The organism is Peribacillus sp. GL_122 (genome assembly GCF_057835005.1).
Genome location: NZ_CM174415.1, coordinates 5,162,501 through 5,186,256, shown reverse-complemented (window position 1 = coordinate 5,186,256; position 23,756 = coordinate 5,162,501). Strand labels below are relative to the sequence as shown.

Annotated in this window: 21 protein-coding genes, 1 tRNA gene, 1 rRNA gene and 1 riboswitch (1 of these 24 cut by a window edge); of the genes, 11 read left to right on the top strand and 12 right to left on the bottom strand. The window is 41.4% G+C overall.

Annotation, left to right across the window (positions count from 1 at the left end):
• Positions 1-122 precede the first annotated feature (122 nt).
• Positions 123-1,226, bottom strand: a complete 1,104-nt coding sequence (locus AC3ISB_RS25215) for a 5-methyltetrahydropteroyltriglutamate--homocysteine S-methyltransferase (protein ID WP_098372307.1) — start codon at positions 1,224-1,226, stop codon at positions 123-125.
• A gap of 82 nt (positions 1,227-1,308) precedes the next feature.
• Positions 1,309-1,410: riboswitch (SAM riboswitch) on the bottom strand.
• A gap of 175 nt (positions 1,411-1,585) precedes the next feature.
• Between AC3ISB_RS25215 and AC3ISB_RS25210 the strand changes: the two genes are divergently transcribed.
• The 5 genes from AC3ISB_RS25210 (at position 1,586) to AC3ISB_RS25190 (ending at position 7,219) form a co-directional block, all read left to right on the top strand.
• The gene (locus AC3ISB_RS25210) at positions 1,586-2,014 is read left to right on the top strand and encodes a hypothetical protein (protein ID WP_489274854.1); all 429 of its coding nucleotides are present in this window, start codon (positions 1,586-1,588) and stop codon (positions 2,012-2,014) included.
• Positions 2,015-2,179: 165 nt separating this feature from the next.
• A complete protein-coding gene (locus AC3ISB_RS25205; RefSeq protein ID WP_286177135.1) occupies positions 2,180-2,722 on the top strand; it encodes a glycerol-3-phosphate responsive antiterminator in 543 nt (180 codons plus the stop codon).
• 227 nt (positions 2,723-2,949) lie between these two features.
• On the top strand, positions 2,950-3,774 hold the full coding sequence (locus AC3ISB_RS25200) for an MIP/aquaporin family protein (protein ID WP_076368047.1): 825 nt from the start codon (positions 2,950-2,952) through the stop codon (positions 3,772-3,774).
• A gap of 21 nt (positions 3,775-3,795) precedes the next feature.
• Positions 3,796-5,286 (top strand): glycerol kinase GlpK, encoded by a 1,491-nt coding sequence (glpK, locus tag AC3ISB_RS25195; RefSeq protein ID WP_141992929.1) that lies wholly within the window; start codon positions 3,796-3,798, stop codon positions 5,284-5,286.
• 280 nt (positions 5,287-5,566) lie between these two features.
• Positions 5,567-7,219 carry a glycerol-3-phosphate dehydrogenase/oxidase gene (locus AC3ISB_RS25190; RefSeq protein WP_489274851.1) on the top strand — a complete coding sequence of 551 codons (1,653 nt, stop codon included), beginning with the start codon at positions 5,567-5,569 and terminating at the stop codon, positions 7,217-7,219.
• 337 nt (positions 7,220-7,556) lie between these two features.
• Here the strand turns inward: AC3ISB_RS25190 and AC3ISB_RS25185 are convergent, their stop codons facing one another.
• The 4 genes from AC3ISB_RS25185 to AC3ISB_RS25170 form a co-directional block, all read right to left on the bottom strand.
• Positions 7,557-8,777: a PucR family transcriptional regulator gene (locus AC3ISB_RS25185; RefSeq protein ID WP_098372311.1), complete on the bottom strand. Its 1,221-nt coding sequence runs from the start codon at positions 8,775-8,777 to the stop codon at positions 7,557-7,559.
• 134 nt (positions 8,778-8,911) lie between these two features.
• The gene (putP, locus tag AC3ISB_RS25180; protein WP_141992927.1) at positions 8,912-10,378 is read right to left on the bottom strand and encodes a sodium/proline symporter PutP; all 1,467 of its coding nucleotides are present in this window, start codon (positions 10,376-10,378) and stop codon (positions 8,912-8,914) included.
• Between the two features lie 166 nt (positions 10,379-10,544).
• On the bottom strand, positions 10,545-12,086 hold the full coding sequence (pruA, locus tag AC3ISB_RS25175) for an L-glutamate gamma-semialdehyde dehydrogenase (protein ID WP_098372313.1): 1,542 nt from the start codon (positions 12,084-12,086) through the stop codon (positions 10,545-10,547).
• A gap of 56 nt (positions 12,087-12,142) precedes the next feature.
• Positions 12,143-13,060, bottom strand: a complete 918-nt coding sequence (locus tag AC3ISB_RS25170) for a proline dehydrogenase family protein (RefSeq protein ID WP_095394596.1) — start codon at positions 13,058-13,060, stop codon at positions 12,143-12,145.
• 403 nt (positions 13,061-13,463) lie between these two features.
• Here AC3ISB_RS25170 and AC3ISB_RS25165 point away from each other — a divergent pair, with 403 nt between their 5' ends.
• Positions 13,464-13,631 (top strand): hypothetical protein, encoded by a 168-nt coding sequence (locus AC3ISB_RS25165; protein WP_179891108.1) that lies wholly within the window; start codon positions 13,464-13,466, stop codon positions 13,629-13,631.
• A 567-nt stretch (positions 13,632-14,198) separates the two neighbouring features.
• Here AC3ISB_RS25165 and AC3ISB_RS25160 read toward each other — a convergent pair.
• Positions 14,199-14,429 (bottom strand): helix-turn-helix transcriptional regulator, encoded by a 231-nt coding sequence (locus AC3ISB_RS25160; protein ID WP_141992925.1) that lies wholly within the window; start codon positions 14,427-14,429, stop codon positions 14,199-14,201.
• Between the two features lie 280 nt (positions 14,430-14,709).
• Here AC3ISB_RS25160 and AC3ISB_RS25155 point away from each other — a divergent pair, with 280 nt between their 5' ends.
• From AC3ISB_RS25155 to AC3ISB_RS25145, 3 genes are all read left to right on the top strand, one after another.
• A complete protein-coding gene (locus tag AC3ISB_RS25155) occupies positions 14,710-15,105 on the top strand; it encodes a VOC family protein (protein WP_144549561.1) in 396 nt (131 codons plus the stop codon).
• A 24-nt stretch (positions 15,106-15,129) separates the two neighbouring features.
• Positions 15,130-15,501, top strand: coding sequence for an MmcQ/YjbR family DNA-binding protein (locus AC3ISB_RS25150; RefSeq protein ID WP_098372318.1), 372 nt, complete (start codon positions 15,130-15,132; stop codon positions 15,499-15,501).
• Between the two features lie 339 nt (positions 15,502-15,840).
• Positions 15,841-17,043, top strand: a complete 1,203-nt coding sequence (locus tag AC3ISB_RS25145) for an aminotransferase-like domain-containing protein (RefSeq protein ID WP_489277025.1) — start codon at positions 15,841-15,843, stop codon at positions 17,041-17,043.
• Positions 17,044-17,460: 417 nt separating this feature from the next.
• Here AC3ISB_RS25145 and AC3ISB_RS25140 read toward each other — a convergent pair whose 3' ends face one another.
• The 5 genes from AC3ISB_RS25140 to AC3ISB_RS25120 all read right to left on the bottom strand — a co-directional run bounded on the left by AC3ISB_RS25140 (position 17,461) and on the right by AC3ISB_RS25120 (position 21,665).
• Positions 17,461-18,003 carry a hypothetical protein gene (locus AC3ISB_RS25140; protein WP_141992922.1) on the bottom strand — a complete coding sequence of 181 codons (543 nt, stop codon included), beginning with the start codon at positions 18,001-18,003 and terminating at the stop codon, positions 17,461-17,463.
• Between the two features lie 126 nt (positions 18,004-18,129).
• Positions 18,130-18,369 carry a hypothetical protein gene (locus AC3ISB_RS25135; RefSeq protein ID WP_141992921.1) on the bottom strand — a complete coding sequence of 80 codons (240 nt, stop codon included), beginning with the start codon at positions 18,367-18,369 and terminating at the stop codon, positions 18,130-18,132.
• 184 nt (positions 18,370-18,553) lie between these two features.
• Positions 18,554-18,626, bottom strand: a tRNA-Ala gene (locus tag AC3ISB_RS25130).
• A gap of 440 nt (positions 18,627-19,066) precedes the next feature.
• Complete coding sequence (locus AC3ISB_RS25125) at positions 19,067-20,434, bottom strand: beta-propeller fold lactonase family protein (RefSeq protein WP_489274845.1); 1,368 nt, start codon at positions 20,432-20,434, stop codon at positions 19,067-19,069.
• Between the two features lie 523 nt (positions 20,435-20,957).
• The gene (locus tag AC3ISB_RS25120; RefSeq protein ID WP_141992919.1) at positions 20,958-21,665 is read right to left on the bottom strand and encodes an MgtC/SapB family protein; all 708 of its coding nucleotides are present in this window, start codon (positions 21,663-21,665) and stop codon (positions 20,958-20,960) included.
• 136 nt (positions 21,666-21,801) lie between these two features.
• Between AC3ISB_RS25120 and AC3ISB_RS25115 the strand changes: the two genes are divergently transcribed.
• Positions 21,802-22,701 carry a DMT family transporter gene (locus tag AC3ISB_RS25115; protein ID WP_141992918.1) on the top strand — a complete coding sequence of 300 codons (900 nt, stop codon included), beginning with the start codon at positions 21,802-21,804 and terminating at the stop codon, positions 22,699-22,701.
• A 32-nt stretch (positions 22,702-22,733) separates the two neighbouring features.
• On the opposite strand, the gene AC3ISB_RS25110 is transcribed toward AC3ISB_RS25115, so the two are convergent.
• Positions 22,734-22,919, bottom strand: a complete 186-nt coding sequence (locus AC3ISB_RS25110) for a hypothetical protein (RefSeq protein ID WP_489274843.1) — start codon at positions 22,917-22,919, stop codon at positions 22,734-22,736.
• 426 nt (positions 22,920-23,345) lie between these two features.
• Here AC3ISB_RS25110 and AC3ISB_RS25105 point away from each other — a divergent pair.
• Positions 23,346-23,756: ribosomal RNA gene (locus AC3ISB_RS25105) — 16S ribosomal RNA — on the top strand; it runs 1,140 nt beyond the window's last position.

Genomic DNA, 23,756 nt, shown 5'->3' with positions numbered 1-23,756 from the left:
TCTAAAGAGTCATTAAAGGAATGGAAATGTATTATTGCAAGAACCTAATCGGCTCCCTTATAAGTGCGGCCGATTAGGTTGTTCAAATCCTGTAAATCAGAATTAAAGTCTCCGCTAAAAAATCATTTCCATACTTCTTTTGCTACATCAACGACGAATTTCAGCTTTTCCCATTGCTGTTCTTCGGTCAGCTTGTTGCCGTGATGGGTGGAGGCGAAGCCGCATTGCGGACTTAAGCATAATTGTTCGAGAGGAACGAAGTGCGAGGCTTCTTCAATGCGTGCCTTAACAGCTTCCTTGTCTTCGATTTCTCCATTTTTTGAAGTGACGACACCCAGTACGACCCGTGCTCCGCCATTTGGAATGTATTCCAATGGTTTGAAATCTCCTGAGCGTTGATCATCATATTCCAAGAAAAATCCATCCACTGTTTCTTTTGCCAATAAAGTTGGGGCGATACGGGCATAGCTTCCTTCAAACGCCCAAGTCGACTGGTAGTTCCCACGACATAGGTGTGTAGTGACGACAAGGTCTTCTGGTTTGCCTTCCAATGCGCCATTAATTACGCGAAGTGCAAGATCGATTAACTGTTCCCTCGTATATTTTCCATCTTTGAACTGGAAATCTGGAGCTGAAAGTCTGGCAATATATACATCATCCAATTGAAGATAACGTACACCTGCTTCATAAAAAGCCTTCAAAGCATGCTGATACGCTTTGATGATATCATTAGCATAGTCTTCAATATCAGGATAGATGTCTTCATTATGAATGCCTACAGCAAATAATTGATTTGGGCTGGGAATGGTTTGCTTGGCAACGGCGCGTCCGTTCACGATTTTGTTCAATTCAATGAAATCGCGAATGAAGGGATGTTCAGGATTGAATGAAACCTTCCCGGTATTGCGAACGTTATATCTCTCTGTTTCCACACCATCGAATGTGAGACCTTTTTCAGTCACATATCCCTCGATGCCATTTAAATGTTCGAGGAAGTCAAAGTGCCACCATGTTCGTCTGAACTCACCATCCGTCACGGCCTCTAATCCAACTTCAATTTGTTTTTCGACAATCCGATTGATTTCTTCGGTTTCAACTTCACGAAGCCGCTCTGCTGAAATGGTACCTTCCTTAAATTGCTTTCTGGCAATATGTAAACGTTCTGGTCTTAATAAACTTCCGACGTGATCGGCCCTGAATGGTGCTTTCGTTAATGTGATTGACATGTTGCATTCCTTCTTTCCTTTTAAAAATAAAAAACCTCTTCTTAAAAATAAGAAGAGGTGTTGGCAGCAAAGCTATATACTCTTCTTATCTTCAAGTTTTTACACTTCTGGAATTAGCACAGTACATGATCAGTCTGTTGCTGAGGCATCAAAGGGCCAGTCCCTCCACCTCTCTGGATAAGAGTTGTCTATTAAATTAATTATGACTATACAGATAGTTTTTATAAAGGTCAAGTATTGAAGGTGGAAGATTTCGAATATACCGATTATTAATATGGGTTGAAAAGTTAACTACATCAAGGAACCTGGCATATGCTATAACCGACGTTCTGTATGAGCGGCAGGAGGGGAATGCAAGGATGAGTACATTCAGTCCATTCAAAAATGGCATACCGATAACGGTAACTGAAGCCATGATAGAGAATATCTTAAGAATGAAATCATATGGTCAGGATATTAAAGTCGAGATTACGCCAAAGCATATAGTGCTTTCCGGAACGATGGAAGTGAAAAAAATGATGTTTAAGAAAAACGTAGCTTTTCGGATTACATTAAAACCGGTTCATGTGGAAAAAAGAACGATTGTATTTGAATTAGTGGAAATGGAACCAATTGACAGGAATTTCATCAACCAAAGGATATTTAACAGACCTCCATTTTTTGAATTTGAAAAAAGAACGATCAAAATGAATGTTAATGCTTGGAGCATCGTGAGAAAAATTCCCGTTGGCACAATTAAATCGTATGAACTCGTCGAAGGTGCATTGAAAATGAAAATTACTTTATGATGGAGTTTACATACATTCTTAGCCGAAAACTATAAAGGGAGTGACAGGTATGATAGTGTTATGGTGACATTGGTCATGAAAAAAATGTGTTTGATAAATCAAGCTCTTTAAAATATACTAAATGACTTGAAGTTTTGAGTTTTTCTGGGAATGAGGAGGATAATGATGGATCAGAAGATTTTGCCTGCTTCAGCAAGCATGAAGGATTTCGAAAGATTTTTAGAAAGTTCCTATGAAATAGGTGTGTTTCTTGATTTGCATATATCACAATTGAAAAACGTAAGTATGATGGCAAAGCAGCATAATAAGAAAATGATTTATCATGTCGATTTGATCCATGGCATAAGAAGTGATGAGTACGCGACAGAATTCATTTGTCAGGAATATAATCCATATGGGCTGATTTCAACTAAATCAAACGTTATATTGAAGGCGAAGCAAAAGGGAGTCATTGCCATCCAGCGAATCTTTTTAATAGATTCACATGCGCTTGAGAAAAGTTATAAGCTGGTGCAGAAAACCAAGCCGGATTATATCGAAGTATTGCCGGGCGCTATGCCATGGATGATAAAAGAAGTGAAGGAACGATTGCAGACACCGATTTTTGCAGGCGGCCTCATACGTACTTCGGATGAAGTCATGAACGCCCTTGATGCTGGAGCGTCGTCAATCACCACTTCCAAAACTGAATTATGGGATATCGTTTAATAGGGGAAATTAAAAAAAATCACAGAAAAATAGATTAATTTTTTACAAAATATTGACAGCGTTTTCATTACCTAGTATATTTTATTATACAAGTTAATATATGTGACGGAGACTAGGAGATTCACAACAGATCTATTCATAATTTATTTTATGAAGATAGTTCTGCTGTGGATCTCCTTTTATTTGTTGGCATGGTTTAAAAATTTATCAGGGGAGGGGTTTTATTCATGACTCCATTTTGGGGAGAAGTGTTAGGTACGATGATATTAGTTTTATTCGGAGCAGGCATTGGGGCTGGTTCATCCTTAAAGGGTTCCTATGCAAAAGATGCCGGCTGGATCGTTATCACGATTGCATGGGGATTGGCTGTTACGATGGGTGTTTTTGCAGTGGGGTCCATAAGCGGGGCGCATTTAAACCCGGCAGTCACAGTAGGGTTTGCGATTATTGGGGAATTTCCTTGGAGTGATGTGCCCGGTTACATCGTTGCCCAAATGATTGGCGCAATCCTTGGAGCAACTCTAGTATTCCTGCATTATTTGCCACACTGGAAAGCTACTGATGATCCAGGAGCGAAGCTTGGTGTGTTCGCGACTTCACCTGCGATCCCGCATACATTTTCAAATCTATTAAGTGAGATGATTGGAACTTTCATCCTTATTCTTGGTTTATTATTTATAGGTGCCAATAATTTTACAGAGGGACTAAATCCATTCGCAGTCGGGTTATTGATTGTCGTGATCGGGATGTCTCTTGGGGGAACGACAGGATACGCGATTAACCCGGCACGCGATCTGGGGCCGCGCATCGCTCACTTTTTGCTGCCGATCCCGGGTAAAGGCAATTCCAATTGGGGCTATTCATGGATTCCGGTCGTTGGACCGATTATTGGGGGTTCACTTGGTGCCGTTTGTTATAAAGCATTCTTTATGGGAGAAATAACAGCAGGATTTTGGTCTGTTTTGGGTGCAAGCCTGGTACTATTGATATTAGCCTATGCATTTGGTAAAAAGCAGTCACATGAATTGGAAAGCAGAAATATTGCCAGTTAATTAAAAGGAGGGGCATACACAATGGAAAAATACATTTTATCATTAGATCAAGGAACAACGAGTTCGCGGGCGATTTTATTTAACGAAAAGGGGGAAATCGTCCATTCCTCCCAAAAGGAATTCACGCAGCATTTCCCTAAACCAGGCTGGGTCGAGCATAACGCCAATGAGATTTGGGGATCGATCCTGGCGGTGATTGCCGGTGTACTATCTGAATCCGGTGTAAAGCCAGAGCAAATTGCCGGGATCGGGATCACCAATCAGCGTGAAACGGCAGTCGTTTGGGATAAGGAAACAGGTACCCCTGTCTATAATGCGATTGTATGGCAGTCCAGGCAAACAAGTGAAATCTGTGATGATTTGAAGGAAAAGGGACTTAATGATCTATTCCGGGATAAAACGGGATTGTTGATAGATGCTTATTTTTCCGGAACGAAAGTGAAATGGATCCTCGATAATGTGGAAGGGGCCCGGCAAAAGGCGGATGAAGGCAAGCTGTTATTCGGTACCATCGATACTTGGCTGATCTGGAAGCTATCAGGAGGCAAGGCCCATGTAACGGACTATTCCAATGCATCCCGGACATTGATGTACAATATCCACGAACTGAAATGGGATGAAGAACTGCTCGATATATTGACTGTACCAAAATCAATGCTGCCGGAAGTGAGGCCTTCCTCTGAGGAGTATGCACGTACGATCGAATATCATTTCTTCGGCCAATCGATTCCGATCGCCGGGGCAGCCGGTGATCAGCAGGCAGCATTATTCGGCCAAGCCTGCTTTAATGAAGGAATGGCTAAAAACACGTATGGAACAGGCTGTTTCATGCTCATGAATACAGGAGCCAAGGCTGTCAGTTCCGAACACGGGCTATTGACGACCCTTGCCTGGGGACTGAATGGGAAGGTCGAATATGCACTGGAAGGCAGTATATTCGTAGCGGGCTCCGCAATCCAATGGCTGCGCGATGGCCTGCGGATGCTTCATGATGCAAAGGACAGCGAAGCCTATGCAAAACGGGTGGAAAGTACCGATGGAGTATATGTGGTACCGGCTTTTGTAGGACTTGGAACTCCATATTGGGACAGCGAAGTGCGGGGAGCCGTTTTTGGTTTGACGCGTGGCACATCCAAAGAACATTTCATTCGTGCCACACTTGAATCACTGGCATATCAAACGAAGGATGTCCTTGATGCAATGGAGGCGGATTCAGGAATCGAGCTCCAGACATTAAGAGTGGATGGCGGAGCAGTCAAGAATGACTTCCTGATGCAATTCCAAAGCGACTTATTACGGGTGCCCGTCGAGAGGCCGACCATAAACGAAACTACAGCATTAGGAGCTGCATACTTAGCTGGCCTTGCTGTCGGGTATTGGAAGGATCAAGAAGAAATCTCCCGGCAATGGGCGGTAGACAAAACCTTTAAACACTCCATGGAAGAGCAAAATAGTGAAAAATTATATGAAGGCTGGAAAAAAGCTGTACATGCCGCTATGGCATTTAAATAAAAAACAAGATGTATTCTTTCTCAAACGAGCTGGAGTATGCTATAATGAAATCAAGTTAATAACTCGGCCGGAGAACAGGAGAGACCATGAATGCGTTATCGTTAATTCGATAATGTCATTTATGGTCTCTTTTTTTGTTTTTAATGGCAGATTAGGGATATTAATATCTATATAAACTATGCGAACAAATGAACCAATTGAATATATTGACCAAACTCACGAGTAAATGTGCAAAATTCAAGAAAAAAATAGAATGCAATACTTAAAGGAGGAGTCAGGCATGAGGTTTTCAAATATATATCGCGAAGAAACGATCGAACTTCTGAAAAAAGAGAAATATGATGTGGTTGTCATTGGCGGGGGAATTACCGGTGCAGGGATCGCCCTGGATGCAACGACCCGTGGAATGAAAGTGGCTTTGGTTGAAATGCAGGACTTTGCAGCAGGTACTTCAAGCCGCTCGACAAAACTTGTTCATGGCGGATTGCGGTATTTGAAGCAATTTGAAATAAAAATGGTTGCCGAGGTTGGTAAAGAGCGGGAAATCGTTTATGAAAATGGACCGCATGTTACCACGCCGGAATGGATGCTGTTACCGATGCACAAAGGTGGCACCTTCGGGAAATTCAGTACCTCCATTGGCCTTCGAGTATATGATTTCCTTGCGGGGGTTAAAAAAGCTGAACGCAGGAAAATGCTTTCGGCGGAGGAAACACTAAAACGGGAGCCGCTCGTTAAGAAAGAGGGACTGAAGGGCGGAGGCTACTATGTTGAATACCGGACAGATGATGCACGTCTGACGATTGAAGTGATGAAGGCGGCTGTCGATAAAGGTGCAACACCGATAAATTATACAAAAGTGGAAAAATTGTTATATGACAATGGCAAGGTGAACGGCGTCCAAGTTGCCGATTTACTTTCAGGTGATTCTTATGAAATATACGCAGACAAAGTTATTAATGCAGCAGGTCCATGGGTCGATTCCATTCGTGAGAAGGACCAATCGAAAAAAGGGAAAACGCTGAAGTTATCCAAGGGTGTTCATGTGGTCATCGACCAATCGAAATTCCCGTTGAAGCAGGCGCTTTATTTTGATACGCCTGATGGCCGGATGATTTTTGCCATCCCGAGAGCCGGTAAAGCTTATGTAGGGACTACGGACACTTTTTATGATGGTGATCCTGCAGTGCCGACCGTTACTTCCGAAGACCGTGCCTATTTATTAAAGTCGATACATTATATGTTTCCAGAATTGAACATTACGGGTGATGATATTGAATCAAGCTGGGCTGGAGTGAGGCCGTTGATTCTTGAAGAAGGGAAAGATCCTTCCGAAATATCAAGGAAAGATGAAATTTGGGAGTCCGATTCGGACCTTATCACGATTGCGGGAGGGAAATTGACCGGTTATCGCAAAATGGCAAAAACGACGGTCGACCTTTTGGCAGGGAAGCTTGCCCAGCAATCCAATAAAACTTACCCAGCCAGCAGTACTAAAGGAATGCCGATTTCCGGTGGGGATGTCGGGGGATCAAGCAACTTCTCCGATTATATCAAGCAACATATTCAAATGGGAGTTGACTCAGGGCTTGCAGTTAAGGACTCCGAAGAAATATTGGCCATGTACGGGTCCAACGCACCTGTGATATTCGATATCGCAAAAAGCGAAGGAGACGGAGGAGCAAGCAGTGGCCTTCCAAAGAAATTGTTCGTACAGCTAAAATACGCACTAGATCATGAAATGGCCGCAACTCCAGTGGATTTCTTCTTCCGCAGGACGGGGACGCTATTATTCGATATCGATTTAGTCCAAACGCATAAACATGGAGTGATCGATTATATGGCTGGATATTTTGGATGGACGGAATCAACAAAAATGGAGAGGACCAATCAATTGGAACAGGAAATATCGGGTGCGATTAGAGTATCTTGACCTATATGCAAAAACATGACGCCGGCGGAATCGCTGGTGTTTTTTTCATGGCCCTTTTCTTCTTTCGCTCATCATCCTGGCGGCACTCCGCAAAGTGGAAGGACTATTGAAACTCTTGGTCTTAGCAAACTATCGAAAGAGGAAATCATGGATTTCGTTCTTACTGGGACGCATAAAGTGAGTCCAGTAAAATCGTAACAAAGGAAAGAAACTGTTACCCTATAAAAAAAATAATAGAAGAAACATGTATAAGGAGAGAGGAAAACGGCAGACCTAGCCGCGTTTCTTCTCTCCTTAGCTTGTTGAATCTCCCGAACTCAAAAACCGGGGACGCTCTTTAAGATCTCTGCTTTATAAGCTGTAAATCGATGTATAGTTGCATTCTTGAATGAAAGTCATCAAAATCGATTGAGGTGAGATCGGTTATTTGATTCAATCTATATTTCAATGTGTTGGTATGAATGTATAGCTGTTCAGCTGTCGGTTTAATCCTGCAATTGTTAAACAGATATATTTCCAGTGTTTGAAGGAGTTTGGTTTGGCTTTCCTGGTCCTTCTTTTGAAGAATCTCTAAATCCGTATTGATATAATTCGTTTTAGTATGATGGTTGGAGATCATTTCGAGGTAACGGAAAATCCCAAGCTTGCTATATTGGAAGGGAAGCTGTTCAGGTTCACCGATGAACTTGGCTGCGTTGATCACTTCCAGGGCTTCGAGATAGGATTTTCTTAATTGAAGAATGGAAGAGTACTCATTTCCGATTCCCGGGAATACCTTTTTGTCATTGAATTGGGAAAGAACGGTGTTCGTTAAATCATTGGCGCTATCGGTAAGCAGGTCTTTCCCTTTTCCGTTACTGCCAATCAAGACGATGATCTTCAATTGGTTTGTGAATACATGTGTAAAATGATTCAATGCATTGGCGAATAGACTGACTGTATCCGATAATTCATCGAAATGTTCCGCATCGGATTGAGCGATGGTAAAGACATTGACAAGGAAAGTTTCCGGAATGAGAAGACTCATATTGGCGGCTTCCCATTTTATTTGATTTTCCGTTTGATAGACTTCGTCAATGACCTTTTGATAAAACTCATTTTTTTCTTCATCTTTTTTCATGTTTATCTGTTTTTTCTGATAAAGGAGCTTGCCGATATGATGGGAAACTTCATGTAAAAATTCCAAATCGGAATCAGTCATCATTTCCGTTTCTTGGACCCAAATGAATCCGAAGACCTGTCCTTTGTGAACGGCGCTCACAACGACTCTTTGATTTAATCCGATTTCCTCGATTTGTTTCACCCTGAATGGATGTTCCACGGTTTTAAGCTGTTCGACAATGCCCTCATCCATGAATTTTTCCAGAATTGGAATCGGCCAATGCTTTGTGAAGATGGTTTGCCGATTGGCTTGGTCGAAGTGTTCGATATAATATGAACTATATGCCAGCAATAAAAATTGATCATTTTCGATGACGACTGGTTTTTTTAAATAAGTGCTGACCATATCCGTTATATCGTTGATGTTTGTGAGAGTCAGGATTTTTTCTAATGACATATATGGCCCCCTGTAGATTTTTGAAGTGTATGACAACTTAGTATAATAATACTTTTAAAGTTATGATGTGTATAGGGGCAAGAACAAAGAAGGAACGGTATATGTAAAAATACCGTTCCTTTTAAGGGGATTTATTATTGTTTTAATGTTCTTTCGAATTCTTCGAATTGATCTTCTACTTCTTTTGATGGTTTCGCTGTTAGAAGACTGACCAGGACGATGGCAATCAAGCTTGCGCCAAAACCAGGAATCATTTCATAAAGTGTATCGGATAATCCGGCCATGGACCAGAAGATTACAGTAGCGGCACCAACGACCATCCCTGCTAATGCTCCCCATCTTGTCATCCGTTTCCAGCAGAGGCTTAGTAAGACCAATGGACCGAATGAAGAACCGAATCCAGCCCAAGCATACCCGACAAGTCCAAGTATCGTGTCATTTTTCTCCCAAGAGAGAATGAGAGCGATGATTGAAATGATCAGTACAGAAAGCCTGCCGAGGAAAACAAGTTCTTTATCTGAAGCGGAACGACGGAAGAAGGTTTTGTATATATCCTCCGTTAAAGAGCTGGCTGTAACCAAAAGCTGCGAAGAAATCGTGCTCATGACGGCTGCCAGTATTGCTGAAATCAAGAAACCAGTAATGAATGGGTGGAATAGTATTTCCCCTAACTCTATGAAAATCGTTTCAGGATCAGCTAACTTCAGGTTGTTCTGGGAATAATACGTGATTCCGATGAATCCTGTCAACATCGCACCGACACTGGAGAAAATCATCCAGCCCATCCCGATATTACGGGCTTTCTTGATTTCCTTAACAGAACTGATCGCCATAAAGCGGACAATGATATGAGGCTGTCCGAAGTAACCCAGTCCCCATGCAAACAATGAGATGATGCCTAAAAAGCTCGTTCCTGTGAAAATGTTCAATAGAGCTGGATCAATGGAACGTGGCGTGTCGATCGAAGGACCGAAACCGCCAACATGGAAAAGGGTGACAATCGGTACAAGAACCAAGGCGACGACCATGATGATTCCTTGAACAAAGTCTGTCCAGCTTACTGCCAGGAATCCGCCGAATAAAGTATAGGCGACGACGACACCTGTCAAGATCCATAGACCTGAGTGGTAATCAAGGCCAAATGTACTTTGGAATAAGACTCCGCCGGATACCATTCCGGAAGAAACGTAAAAGGTGAAGAATATCAGGATAACCAATGCCGAAATGAGCCTTAAGATCCGTGAGCCCTCGCCAAAGCGATTTTCCAGGAAAGCGGGGATCGTAATGGAGTTATTGGCGACTTCCGTATAAGTTCTCAATCTTGGTGCAACATACAGCCAGTTCGCATAGGCTCCTAACGTGAGACCGATTACAATCCAGATGGAACTTAGTCCTGTTGCGAACATGGCACCAGGCATACCCATTAAAAGCCAGCCGCTCATATCCGCGGCACCGGCGCTTAATGCAGTGACAGCAGGTCCAAGACCCCGGTCGCCCAGCATATAATCATTTAAATTGGAAGTCCTTTTGTAAGCGAAGTAACCGATTAAAAGCATGCCAGCCATGTAAATGCTGATCGAAATTATTAATGCGTAATCCATAAAAGACTCCCTTCAGGTTGAAATAAGTAATTTTTTGTTTTAAAAGAGGAAGCAACCTAGTTGTCACTTCCTCCATTTAACCTCATTTTGGTTTCCGTATCCATGATGGGAGATACATAACCATAGTGTGTTTCAAATCATCTTCAAATTGCTTAATCGAACATTATCAGAATGTTTCGGATGTTGTTTTGGCTTGCATATGAAGCTGCAAGTAGTCCGGTCCGCCTGCCTTGGAATCAGTTCCAGACATGTTGAACCCGCCGAATGGCTGATAACCTACGATTGCGCCAGTACAGCCGCGGTTGAAATACAAGTTCCCTACATGGAATTCTTCGCGTGCTTTTTCCATGTTAAGGCGATTTGTCGTAATGACAGCCCCAGTCAAACCATATTCAGTGTTATTGGCAATCTCAAGAGCTTCGTTAAAGTCCTTCGCTTTTGTGAAGGCAACAACTGGTCCGAAGATTTCTTCTTGCATCAAGCGGGCTTGCGGATCGACATCAGCAACGATTGTCGGCTGAACGAAGTAGCCTTTAGAGCTATCTCCTTCTCCTCCAGTCAGAATGCGTCCTTCTTGGTTCCCGATTTCAATATAGCTCATGATTTTGTCAAAAGCAGCTTGATCGATAACTGGTCCCATGAAATGATTTTCTACAGGATTACCAACTGTTAGTTGTTTTGTTAATTCAACAGCGCGATCTAATACTTGATCGTATACGTCTTCCACGATGACAGCACGGGAGCAAGCAGAACATTTTTGTCCCGAGAAGCCAAATGCAGATTTCACGATCGATTGAGCGGCCAATTCAAGATCTGCCTCTTTGTCGACGACGATCGTATCTTTTCCGCCCATTTCGGCAATGACACGCTTCAGCCAAATTTGGCCTTCGTTCACTTCAGAAGCACGTTTGTAAATGCGCAGACCTACATCACGTGAACCTGTGAAGGAAATGAAACGTGTTTTAGGATGATCAACCAGGTAGTCGCCCACCTCGGCTCCGCTTCCTGGAACGAAATTCAATACACCTGCTGGAAGGCCGGCTTCAAGCATCACTTCAACGAATTTCGCAGCAACGATAGGAGTAGTCGAAGCTGGTTTCAACAGGATTGTGTTACCAGTAACGATAGCGGCAACAGCTGTACCTGCCATGATCGCAAATGGGAAGTTCCAAGGAGAAATGATGATGCCTACCCCTAATGGAATGTAATCATAGCGGTTAAATTCACCCGGACGGCTTTGAACAGGCACACCATCTTTAAGCGTCAGCATTTGACGGGCATAGAATTCAAGGAAATCGATCGCTTCCGCTGTATCCGCATCAGCCTCATTCCAAGGTTTTCCCGCTTCTTTCGTCAATAACGCAGAGAACTCATGCTTGCGTCTGCGAATGATGGCAGCCGCTTTGAACAAAACGTCAGCACGGATTTCCGGCTTCACTTTTTTCCAGCTTTCAAAAGCGGTTACAGCTTCCTGCATGGCTTTTTCAGCAAGATCTCTGTTCGCTTTCGATACTCGGCCGATGACCTCTTGCTTATCTGCAGGATTATATGAAACGATTTTCTCATCAGTCGTCACTTTCTCTGCCCCGATATAAAGAGGGTAGTCTTGCCCTAAGTAGCCTTCAACAGTTTGAAGTGCTTCCTGATATGCTTTTTTATTTTCCTCGTTTGTAAAATCAACAAATGGTTCGTGTTTATATGAAATCATTGAAAATCACACCTTTTAATAGAATTTTTGTAGCATTAGTAATGTTGAATGTATATTTAGCTTCTGACCATCCCTTTGAAGGCAAAGGCAATATTGGATGGCCTTTCTGCAAGCCTTCTCATGAAGTATCCATACCAATCCAGACCATATGGTACATAGACGCGCATTTTGTAACCTTGCTTGACCAATTCGTATTGAGTTTTGTTTCTCATGCCATAAAGCATTTGAAATTCGAATTGTGTATTCGGGATGTCGAACTTCTTAGCCAGCTCTTTTGTATATTCGATGATTTTGTCATCATGTGAGGCAATGGCCGTATAATTTCCGTTAAGAAGACTTTGCTTAATCAACTTTTTATAGTTTTCGTCTACATCATTCTTTTCGGGAAAAGCCACCTCGGCAGATTCCTTGTAGGCACCCTTTACGAGACGCAGGAATGGCTTATATTGGCCAAGGTCCTCCAAATCTTTCTCTGTGCGGAATAAATATGCTTGTAGAACAGTACTTATGCAGCTGTATTTTTCTTTGAACTGTCTAAAGATATCGATAGTTGCCTGACAGCGAACTTCATCTTCCATATCGATCGTGACCATGACTTTATGTTTTTCGGCTGTATCAAGAATTTTCGTCATATTCTCAATCACGAGTTTATGATCGATATCAAGTCCCAGAGAAGTCATCTTCAGAGAAACCTGTGAATCAAGTTTTTCCCTGCTGATCATTTCGATGGTTTCGATGCATTCTGCCGTCCGTTCCTGAGTCACTTCCTTAGAATCAACGAATTCCCCAAGATGGTCTACTGTAACAGACAAGCCGCTATTGTTAAGTTGTTTAATGAATTTAATGGAACTTTGGAAATCAGTTCCCCCAATGATCTTTCCAGCAGCGAAATTTCCTCCGCTTTTTTTAGCAATATTATTAAGCAGATTATTTTTAGATAAAAATAAGAAAAAGTCCCTTGTAATGGCTTCCATATAAAGCGCACCCCCTAAGAAGATGTATTTCAATAAATTAAGCTTACGGTTTTTCGACAAAATTCTCAATGTTCTAAAAAAACAATAATTCTGTCATTTGTTTGTCGGTTTTGGACAAATGAAAAGGTTTACATTGTTTCTTGTTTGTTCGGATGAAACGAAGGTTTATATTTTAACTTAAAGAGAAACGCTAGAGGTAGAGCCTTTATTAGTAAGCAATGATGTGAATGACATCAATAAATACGTTTAAAAGTGGAACCTCGACCATAATCATCCAATGCGTTATAATGAACCTTATTTAACAGAATGGGACAAAGGCCAAGAAAAAACGATAAATGTCAGAAATAAAATGAATGTAAAACCGTAAAATTAAGTCGCATCGGCAAGCCGGGGAGGATAAGGAATGATGGATGCTGTACTTGAAGAACTTAGAGAAACATCAGGATTGATAATAGGATTAATCTTGGCCCTGGTAATAATGGGTCTGATCGGTTATGCCCTTACGAATGTACATGAATCGATCGTGTCACCTGTGGTTCAGTTCATAAAGAAAATGGTTAGTCGAAAATAGCTTAAGCGGAATACATAACCTTTTGTCCCTAATCGATAACAAGCCGTTGTTTAAAGAAATCGCTGCAGGGCTTGTTTAAAAGGGACAAAAGAACCGCAAGATATACATATCATCTAAAAACCCCCGCTCCTAATGGAAGTGGGGGTTTTCAGACTGTAGACAAATTCGGAAGAAAAAAAATAAAAAATATAACCGAAGAAATCATGGTAATAATTCCTCGGTAAAAGCGTGCAAAGGATTCGGGACCATTCCGAACCCTATTTATTGAAAAACTGAAAACCCCTGCTCCTAATGGAAATGGGGAATTTTAATTTTCAAATTCGGGGGATGTTGTTGAATCTCATTTAAATCTTTTTTACCTAATAATTTCTTCCACGGAAACTCTACGGACATAAGTGAACTTTGAAAAGTTGGGGGAAGATGGACACGCAGTATCAGGCAATGATTTCTTTTTAGGTGACTTCAAAGTGGGGGGCGCTTGGATTATGGGTGCATGGATAAGGAGGGCATGAACAAGAATTGAACAAATACATTTAGCCCCGGCCATTACGCTAGGGCCCTTTTTGTTTACAAATCAAAGTAGTCATCTGCCTTTGCGCCAGCATCTATGCTTCGAACCGCCTTCATGATTTTCTTTAAAACCCCGGCTGACGGTACATACTTAGGATCGCTGCAAACTCTGCTAATCGTATTACGTGAGATTCCTGATGCACTTACAAACTCCTCTTGAGTATATCCGTGCTTATCGATTAATTTACCGACCTTGCTCCGCAGCTTTCTCTTCCCGAATCTAAACATTTTGATTACCTCCTAGAATTATTTACTAGCAGTCTAGTCAAACTATCACAAAAATATACGCATAGTTTCGCAAATATTTGGTAATACAAACGGTTGGTCGGAACAAACGATATTTGAAAAGCGGTTCTTGTGGAAAAGTTATGACAGATTGTATGATGAAGCTCTAAGTTCTTTGAATTTATTTCCATTTACATTATAATAATAAAAGGGTATTTGTAAGCGAACACAGACTGGATAAGGTAAGTAAATGGTTAATTCATATGTTACTTAGGAGGGAATCATGGGAAGATTAGTTCATTTCGAAATTCATGTGAATGACATGGAACGGGCAAAGAAGTTTTATGGTGAGGTATTTGGATGGTCATTTCAAGATTGGAGTGAGTATGCAGGTATGCCTTACTTTGGAGCGGTAACTGGCGATGAGAATGAACCTGGGATCAATGGTGCTTTGATGCAGCGTCAAAGTGCTCCGCCGGAAACAAACCAAGCTTTAAATGCATTTGCTTGTACAATGGGTGTGGAAAATTACGATTTAACGGAAGCTAAAATTATTGAGAATGGCGGCAATGTCGCAATGCCTAAATATGCCCTGCCTGGTATGGCGTGGCAAGGATACTATATTGATACCGAAGGCAATTTATTCGGAATTCATCAACCCGATGTGAATGCAAAATAGATTTGATAATAGGTGAATTAAAACATGAAATTACAAGACACGGCAGGCATGCTTGAAAGTCTACGCAATATCTGTCTTGCATTGCCCGAAGCTGCTGAATATATTGATGGTTTCGGTCACAATACTTTTAAAATCAATGGAAAATCCTTCGTGATTTCAGGTGAAAGCGAGAAAGGATTCAGCTTGTCGTTCAAGTCAGATCGAGAAACTCAAGAATTATTGCTACAGAAAGAGAATTTTTTCAAAACCCCATATATAGGTCATCACGGTTGGGTTTCTATTCAAAATCCGGATAGGGAAGACTGGGATGAATTGACCTATCTAATTAAAGAAGCCTATTTACGTGCGGCACCGAAGCGTTTGGTTAAGAAATGGAATGAGTTGCATAAAAAGTGAAGAAAGGCGGACGATCTGCCTTTCTTTATTTTTTAGGTTCTTTTATCAGCTTTACAGGTACTGATAGACAAAAAATGTCCTCATCTATACACATAAAGTTTAAAGAAAAAAGCTCCTATTCTATTGGACCGGCCAAGAGAGTCTGTGTAAAAGAGACTCCGGCATTTCAAAAATATAAAGAGGCATTGTTGTCTCTCATCAGAAGAAAGTTTAAAATTAATTTCAGTTTTTTTACAAAAGATTGATGGCTATCTTCGTGTATCATGAAATAAGCAGCTATCTTCAAAAATCGCGAGTATCAATCAGGTTTGATTGACGGAAAGGTGGTGTATGGTTGAAGTGAATGTTGAATCTTTTTTTTCTGAAAACATTAAATCGGCACTTAAGAATGATCCGCCCGGTGCATGGATGCCAGATTTGCCAGATGGTTGCATTCGCTTGAGTTCAGGCTATCCTGATCCTGCTCTTGTTCCTGCTGAGGAGCTCAAGGCAGCTGTAGCCAGACTTCTTGATGAGGAGCAGGATTTGCCGCTCCATTATATCGGAAGTCCGAGAATTGCAAGACTAAAGCATCAAATCCAGAATAGATTGGGAGAGCGTGGAATTTGCATTTTGGAAGATCAGCTTTTGATTACATCAGGAGCTTGCCAGGGGATTGATCTTATTGCCCGCGTCTTTCTTGATGATAAAGCGGTCGTAGCGGTAGAGTCTCCCACCTATATGGAGGCTTTAGAGATTTTTCAAAACTATACGAAGCAGATTATTAGTATACCTATAGATGAACAAGGACTCCAAACGTACCGATTAAAAGAAATGCTGGATGAAAGGAAACGTACAGGTCTAACCCTCCCGCGTTTTCTATATACAATCCCAACCTTTCAAAATCCAACTGGGACGACTATGACAATTGAGCGCCGGAAGCATTTATTGGAGCTTTCCATCGAGTTTGATTTCCTCATAATAGAGGATGATGCATACGGAGAATTATCCTTCGATAAAAATCCGGTGCCAATAAAATCTTTGGATAAATGCGGACGAGTCCTCCAAGTTGGGTCATTATCCAAGGTTGTTGCTCCAGGAATGCGGATTGGATGGATAGCAGGAGAAAGTGAATTCATTAAGGCTTTAGAGTGGTTTAAAAAAGATTTAGACCATCCATTTGCTCAAAGTACAATGGCTGTATACTTAGAAAATACCGATTTTGAAAAACGGCTCGACCTTCTAAAAGATGTGTATCGTTCAAAATGTACTGCGTTAATCCGTGCGATGGAACAATTTCTTCCAGAATCTGTTTCCTGGTATGTACCAGATGGTGGTTACTTTGTATGGTTGAGAGTTCCAGGTGTTGATACTTCGCATCTATTATCACAGGCACTAGCTGAGGGTGTTTCATATGTTCCAGGGAAATACTTTTTCTTGGATCAAAACGATGGAACCGAGTTTCTCCGGCTCTCGTTCAGTTATGCCAATGAGAAAGAAATAAATGAGGGAATTCGAAGACTAGGACAGCTTATCGCATCTTTTTTTCATAGATTGTCCTGAAAGATTGTTAGTTAGTTAATCATTGCAATGGTTAACACTCCACGCTATTTCGAAGCTTTTTTTATTGAATTTGAATGCGCCTGCTTCCGTAAAGGAGGTAGGTGCATTTTGTTAATAAAAGGATTCATTAACTCCGTCGCGATGTATTTCCAAACATGCAAGAAGAAGTGGCTTTATCCGCTCGTTTATTTTCTTGTAAGCCAAAGAAAAAAACCCTTGCTACGCAAGGGTTTTCGGATATGGAGCATAGCGGGATCGAACCGCTGACCTCTACGCTGCCAGTTATCATCTATTACGAAATTAAGCGTCAAGTCTTTCGAAAGTCACACGTCTATTTATATCGTTAGGAACTGTTAGCCGCAATAGTATGGTGCTTCTATCTCCGATTTATTTGCAACGAAATGACCAATGACCCAATTATTCGCCCTCGAAATCAGTTACACCCCAAGTTTGGTCATAATCATATCCGTTGAAGTAGATATCCAAATCGTGAAACAATCGGTGAAGTTGAACCATTGCGTCACGATTATCTTCTTTGAATACGACGTTCGCATATTCTTCGATTTTCTTGAAGTCCGCCGTTATTTCTTTGTTCTTCACTTTTGCACCCTTCAACGCTTGAAGCACGTCTTCGGCATTCGCTCGTTGTGACCTATATTCCGCCGAATTAACGCCACCATAACCAAGCGTATCGTTCAAGAATGAATGAGTATCCGCAATGAACGTGTGACCGTCCCCGCCGTCCGCCAATGTTACAACGTCCATTGCAATCGGTGTGTTCACGACTTCTTGGTCAACGTCTTGGGGGATGTCCCCTTCGTCCGCTGCCGCTGTTTCATGTTTCTTTTCGATCGCTTTATAATCATTGACGTTTTCTAATACTGCGAAAGTTCCCCAAGTACCCAATCCGACAACAATTGCAATCCCTATTATCCAACCGAGAATTTTTTTCCCTTTCATGCAAATCGCCCCTATGTAATTTCCTTTTTTAACCGTAATATAAATAGATTCATATTTTAAGGAATATTCAAAAAATAAAAAACGGGCCAAACCGTCATGAATTGATTCTTTCATCCTTATATGCGACTAACTTTTCGATAATGGTTTCGACGTTGAATCCAGATACTTCGTTGCTTGGCTTTTCGGATCAAGCGATTCTTCCAGCGGGAAATCTAATTTCGACAATACCATTAAGGCATTGTATTGATCAATTCGGTCAATCGGCGTACCCGTGTCGAAACCAAACGGTTCAAGGTTGGCGGCTTCCCCTTCATTCATTAGTCGGATATGTGCTTCGATTCCTTGAACAGGTAGTCGGTCGTACAAATACTCCGTGATTATCCGATTCTCCTTTCGATTGATTAGTTTCTTCTATACGATTATTTATCGTAAAGAAAAGACGTGTTATCGGTTTGTTGGTATAGCTGTAATTCATTCAAGTCAACGAAACAAGTCAACGAAAACGAAAAACGCCACGAACGTTGTCGTGACGTTGATTTCGTATAAAGTATGGAGCATAGCGGGATCGAACCGCTGACCTCTACGCTGCCAGCGTAGCGCTCTCCCAGCTGAGCTAATGCCCCGAATTGAGGTACAATAATTATTTTATCGGATTTTGGTGAAAAGTCAATATTAAATATGAGATTTTTGTAAAAATGATAAAAAAACCGTTTGAGGGCAGTCAAACGGATCAGACTATAGACTTGATGAATCGAGTTAACCTACAGTTTTTTTGTTTATACGATAGAGACCTGCCGCAAAATGTATTCATTACACCAATGAAATCGAAAGTAGGAGGGTGGTTCTTTTCATTGGCTTTTTCAACATTAGAGATGCAGCCAGCTATCATTAAAGGCAAAAAATCATTACCACTAAATAATAATTGAATTTGATCTTGTTAATCCATCTCTGAGTTTATTTTTTCATCAGATCAAAAATATCAAGGGCGTTTATGTGTTCTATTTTCTAATTTATACAATTTTTTGGGCCACTTTTCTGCGTTCCTGATTCCTTGTTCTTGCGCTTATTCCTCAAAAATCTTTTTTTTCAATACATACCAGACATTATTGACGCCTTGCCCATTTATATCACCTGCCTGTTTATCTTTCACATAGTAATAAAGTGGATGCCCTTTATATGTTGTTTGTTTTTGTCCGTCATCTCTTATGATTGTTTTAAAGTCTTTTTTGTCGAATCCTTTATTCGAGATGATGTTATCTGCATGGAATGGCGGCCAAATTTCAAGACATTGGCCCTTGCAATTACTGACATTAGAATCATCTTTTGTGAAGTGATAAAGTGTCATTCCGTTTTGATCTGCCCCATACTTTCCTACTTCGTCAGATTCTAGTGTTTTAAGCTTATATTTTTTTTGCTTATCCTGAATTATATCCGTGATGGCATATGTTTTAGCGTCAACACGTGCAATGGAGAGATCCCGATTCAATACATAAGCCTGATCCCCGTCATGGCTAAAGACAATTGCTTGCCTTGGTTCATTGAAACCCCCAATTGTTTTAACTACGCGGTGATCAGCGACATTGATCACGTCAATCGTATTATCAGCTTTGTTGCTTGCGAAGAGGAGTTTATCATCAGGCGATAGAGCCGCGCCATATGGCTCACGTCCCACTTTGATTTCACCCTTTATATTACCGTCTAGTGTATCAACTGCGGAAACGCTGTTGCGTCCGCTGTTCGCGGCATATAATGTTCCTCCATCAGCGGTAATCGAGATTCCGCGAATACTGGAGAACCCTGATATTTCACGAATGATTTTTTTTGTGGTGGCATCAACGATGGACACTTTATCTCCTTGAAAGTTCGTGACAAAGATATATTTTCCGTCTGAAGAGACTTTAATGCCTTGCCTTGGTTGGGCGAAACCTGTAATGACGTCAATGGGTTTTCGTTTTTCCAAATCGACGACCGTGACGGAATTGTGTGCTTGATTGTTCACATACATTGTCTTTCCATCCGGACTCACAGCAGTCCCGAATGCACCTGGACCAACGACAACTTCATCTTTCAAGGTGAAATTTTTAATGCTGTAAAACCGAAGTGTACCGAGCGTACTGTCTGAGACGACAAACTCTGAACCACCATCAATAAAAACGATGTTTCTCGGTGAACCGAAGCCGTCAATCTTTTTGCGCAACTTGCCTTTGGCGAGATCATAGACCAGGATGGAGTGTTCACGGCTGTCTGAGACAATCGCTAGTTGCTCATCAGGACTTACGGCAAGGGAATTGTTGGTGATGTGGGTGTCAAAGCCTGTCCCTAACACCGGGCTTTCACCTTTAGCAGAAGAAGCACCAATTACATTTGGTATAAAAACCACAAATAGTAAGGTGATAATCCATATACTTATTAACTTCATTTTTTTAAACATTACTCACCTCGAAAAAATTATTTTCTTGATAATTGTTTAAATCCCTGTCAATATCTTGCTGGTTGTCCTGCCCACCTTCCTTTGAAATGTTTAATCAAGCCGGAGTTCGTCCTTTCACTATATATAAACGTATAGAAAAGGATATCGGTTTGAATATTTTGCGAATTTAAAATATATGTATGTAGTGGACCCCTAAAATAAATAATGGATCAGGCCACAGTGAAGTAACTAACACTAGACTTTCTCACTGACCTGTCCATATATGCATGGTGTTGGATTTGGATGTTAGAGATAAAACCTGAGGATTGCGGAAGTTTCGATTGGTTTATGCAGGCAAGACTTAGCCATTAATTTAAGAGGATGCCCAATTGGAATTTGCCAAGGGTCAAAAGTGGTCTAACATAGTGGACTCGTTGAGGCACGATCTCTTAATATTGTGGGAAATTAAAAGGGGTTCGGAATGTTTAATTCCGAACCCCTTTTATCTAGTGAACTGTTTGAGGGTAGTCAAATGGTTTTTTTATCATGTATTTTCGATCTCTACCCTTTTAATCTCCTTGAGATTGGAGACGGTGTAATACACTTCCGATGTTCTGACTTTATGATCGACCAGAACTTTAAGTGTCAAAAGGTGGTTGTCATTTGCCACATCTTTGATTCTAAGGTTTTTGATGAATATTTTTTCGTCTTTGATTTTTTTCAGTACAATGGCAATGTCATCTTTATTTTGTACGACCAGCTGCAGAAAGATTTCTTTTTGCCGTAACCTCTTCGGTCCGAGCCAGGTGACGATTGCGGGCACCAATTCGACACTAATGATCAATAGGATGACGCCGGCTATTGCTTCGAGAAAAAATCCTGCTCCAACGGCGATTCCGATTCCCGCCGCTCCCCAGATGATGGCGGCTGTCGTTAATCCGGATATGCTGTTGTTGTCCCTCCGGAGAATGACGCCTGCACCGATAAAGCCGACACCGGAAACGATCTGAGCCGCTAGACGCAAGGGGTCCATTGTGATATTTACGTCGTTGCTCCCCGGGAACTTATAAGCGGATTCCATGGAAACGATCGTTAATAAACAGCTGACGATTGAAATGACCAGGCTTGTTTTTAATCCAACGGGTTTTCGTTTCATTTCTCGCTCTAGTCCGATAATTAGTCCAAGGAGAGCTGATATCCCCAATTTGATAAGGATTTGCAGTTCCGATTGAGGGTCGAATGTCCATTCCATTTTGTTTCACCACTTCCGAATTATTATCGAATAATAAGATCGTCTGTTTTCTAAAAAAGACTACCCTAATAATTTTAACATAGTAGAATAGAGTTCAATGAAACGTAATTCCGTTGAAAGGAGGAATTTAAGTCAAATGCCAAAATTGAATCCTTATGTAGCGTTAGCGATCGGTGTGGCATCCGTATCGTTTTCGGCCATCCTTGTTAAATTGGCTACCGCTCCATCGGGTGTTATCGCCTTTTACCGTTTATTATTTACTGTTCTTCTTATGTTGCCGGTTTTCTTGGTGAAATACCGTCATGAACTTAAATTCATTAAAAAAAAGGATTGGCTGTATTCGATTGCGGCAGGAGTGTTTTTGGCTTTCCATTTTATTTTATGGTTTGAATCGCTTAATTACACATCGGTCGCGAGTTCAACTGTGCTTGTCACCCTCCAGCCTTTATTCGCTTTTGCCGGAGCCTACTTGTTTTTTAAAGAAAGGTTTTCAATGAAGGCGATATTGAGCGGCGTCATTGCGATAGCAGGCAGCCTTGTCATTAGCTGGGGTGATTTGAGAATCAGCGGTATGGCGCTTTGGGGAGATATTCTTTCGCTTATCGCATGTGCGCTGGTAACCGGTTATTTACTGTTTGGTCAAAATGTTCGCAAACGCATCTCTTCTATAACATATACTTTTGTCGTGTATGCAATCAGCGCTGTCGCATTGTTTTTATATGTGATCTTCAAAGGAGAGGCATTGGCGCCTTATCCTGCTTCCGATTGGATCAATTTCGTTTTGCTTGCCATTTTCCCGACTTTATTAGGGCATTCTTTATTCAATTGGTCACTAAAGTGGTTAAGCACTTCGACGCTTTCGATGGGAATTTTACTTGAACCGGTGGGAGCGACAATTCTGGCTTACTTCATATTAGATGAACCGATACTCTGGACGCAGGTCCTTGGAGGTACCATCATATTGGGTGGTTTGATGTTGTTCTTAAAGGATGAAAAGAAAAGCAAGGTAAATAAAGAAGCGCAAGTTCCCGTATAAAAGCAGTAAGTCTCCCGACTTACTGCTTTTATTTAATAGGGGAGAAACAAATAGGTGATCCGTGTAAAAATCAAAGCAAAAGTAAAGCTGAATAAAAACGTCGTACCATTCACCTTGCCTTTTTCTCTGCTGAACTTGATGGCTTCATAAAAAGCGGTACTGAATAAGTAAAGGGCCATACAGTAAGAAATGAGTAATCCGATTAATGTGAGATTCATTGCTTCACCTCATGGAAAAAAGATATCTATATATGTCTATTTGTGTTTCTTTGGAAATATGCTTCGTTTATTCATAATACATGAGCTTGGCTTGGAAACGGTGTGATGGTGATGTAAAGAATATATAGAAGGGAATAGGTGAAAATGTTTTTTTTGAAAAAGTTTTAAAAAACGTATTGCAAACATTTTTAGTACATGGTATATTATTTCTTGTCGCTAAGACAACAACTTAAACAACTAACAAGTTGGAAAAAACATTTTAAAAAAGTTGTTGACGAAACGTGACAGAATGTGTTACATTATAGAGGTCGCTTCTGAGAGAAACGACAACAAATTGCTCTTTGAAAACTGAACAAAACAAAGCGCCAACGTTAAATTTTAAGTGAGCACACACTATCAAAAAAGCAAATGAGCAAGTCAAACATTTCTTCGGAGAGTTTGATCCTGGCTCAGGACGAACGCTGGCGGCGTGCCTAATACATGCAAGTCGAGCGAATCGATGGGAGCTTGCTCCCTGAGATTAGCGGCGGACGGGTGAGTAACACGTGGGCAACCTGCCTATAAGACTGGGATAACTTCGGGAAACCGGAGCTAATACCGGATACGTTCTTTTCTCGCATGAGAGAAGATGGAAAGACGGTTTACGCTGTCACTTATAGATGGGCCCGCGGCGCATTAGCTAGTTGGTGAGGTAATGGCTCACCAAGGCGACGATGCGTAGCCGACCTGAGAGGGTGATCGGCCACACTGGGACTGAGACACGGCCCAGACTCCTACGGGAGGCAGCAGTAGGGAATCTTCCGCAATGGACGAAAGTCTGACGGAGCAACGCCGCGT

What these genes read in the sequence shown, in the direction of transcription:
- AC3ISB_RS25215 (WP_098372307.1), bottom strand. Translation starts at nt 1,226, where the DNA reads ATGTCAATCACATTAACGAAAGCACCATTCAGGGCCGATCACGTCGGA.
- AC3ISB_RS25210 (WP_489274854.1), top strand. Translation starts at nt 1,586, where the DNA reads ATGAGTACATTCAGTCCATTCAAAAATGGCATACCGATAACGGTAACT.
- AC3ISB_RS25205 (WP_286177135.1), top strand. Translation starts at nt 2,180, where the DNA reads ATGGATCAGAAGATTTTGCCTGCTTCAGCAAGCATGAAGGATTTCGAA.
- AC3ISB_RS25200 (WP_076368047.1), top strand. Translation starts at nt 2,950, where the DNA reads ATGACTCCATTTTGGGGAGAAGTGTTAGGTACGATGATATTAGTTTTA.
- glpK (WP_141992929.1), top strand. Translation starts at nt 3,796, where the DNA reads ATGGAAAAATACATTTTATCATTAGATCAAGGAACAACGAGTTCGCGG.
- AC3ISB_RS25190 (WP_489274851.1), top strand. Translation starts at nt 5,567, where the DNA reads ATGAGGTTTTCAAATATATATCGCGAAGAAACGATCGAACTTCTGAAA.
- AC3ISB_RS25185 (WP_098372311.1), bottom strand. Translation starts at nt 8,777, where the DNA reads ATGTCATTAGAAAAAATCCTGACTCTCACAAACATCAACGATATAACG.
- putP (WP_141992927.1), bottom strand. Translation starts at nt 10,378, where the DNA reads ATGGATTACGCATTAATAATTTCGATCAGCATTTACATGGCTGGCATG.
- pruA (WP_098372313.1), bottom strand. Translation starts at nt 12,086, where the DNA reads ATGATTTCATATAAACACGAACCATTTGTTGATTTTACAAACGAGGAA.
- AC3ISB_RS25170 (WP_095394596.1), bottom strand. Translation starts at nt 13,060, where the DNA reads ATGGAAGCCATTACAAGGGACTTTTTCTTATTTTTATCTAAAAATAAT.
- AC3ISB_RS25165 (WP_179891108.1), top strand. Translation starts at nt 13,464, where the DNA reads ATGATGGATGCTGTACTTGAAGAACTTAGAGAAACATCAGGATTGATA.
- AC3ISB_RS25160 (WP_141992925.1), bottom strand. Translation starts at nt 14,429, where the DNA reads ATGTTTAGATTCGGGAAGAGAAAGCTGCGGAGCAAGGTCGGTAAATTA.
- AC3ISB_RS25155 (WP_144549561.1), top strand. Translation starts at nt 14,710, where the DNA reads ATGGGAAGATTAGTTCATTTCGAAATTCATGTGAATGACATGGAACGG.
- AC3ISB_RS25150 (WP_098372318.1), top strand. Translation starts at nt 15,130, where the DNA reads ATGAAATTACAAGACACGGCAGGCATGCTTGAAAGTCTACGCAATATC.
- AC3ISB_RS25140 (WP_141992922.1), bottom strand. Translation starts at nt 18,003, where the DNA reads ATGAAAGGGAAAAAAATTCTCGGTTGGATAATAGGGATTGCAATTGTT.
- AC3ISB_RS25125 (WP_489274845.1), bottom strand. Translation starts at nt 20,434, where the DNA reads ATGTTTAAAAAAATGAAGTTAATAAGTATATGGATTATCACCTTACTA.
- AC3ISB_RS25120 (WP_141992919.1), bottom strand. Translation starts at nt 21,665, where the DNA reads ATGGAATGGACATTCGACCCTCAATCGGAACTGCAAATCCTTATCAAA.
- AC3ISB_RS25115 (WP_141992918.1), top strand. Translation starts at nt 21,802, where the DNA reads ATGCCAAAATTGAATCCTTATGTAGCGTTAGCGATCGGTGTGGCATCC.
- AC3ISB_RS25110 (WP_489274843.1), bottom strand. Translation starts at nt 22,919, where the DNA reads ATGAATCTCACATTAATCGGATTACTCATTTCTTACTGTATGGCCCTT.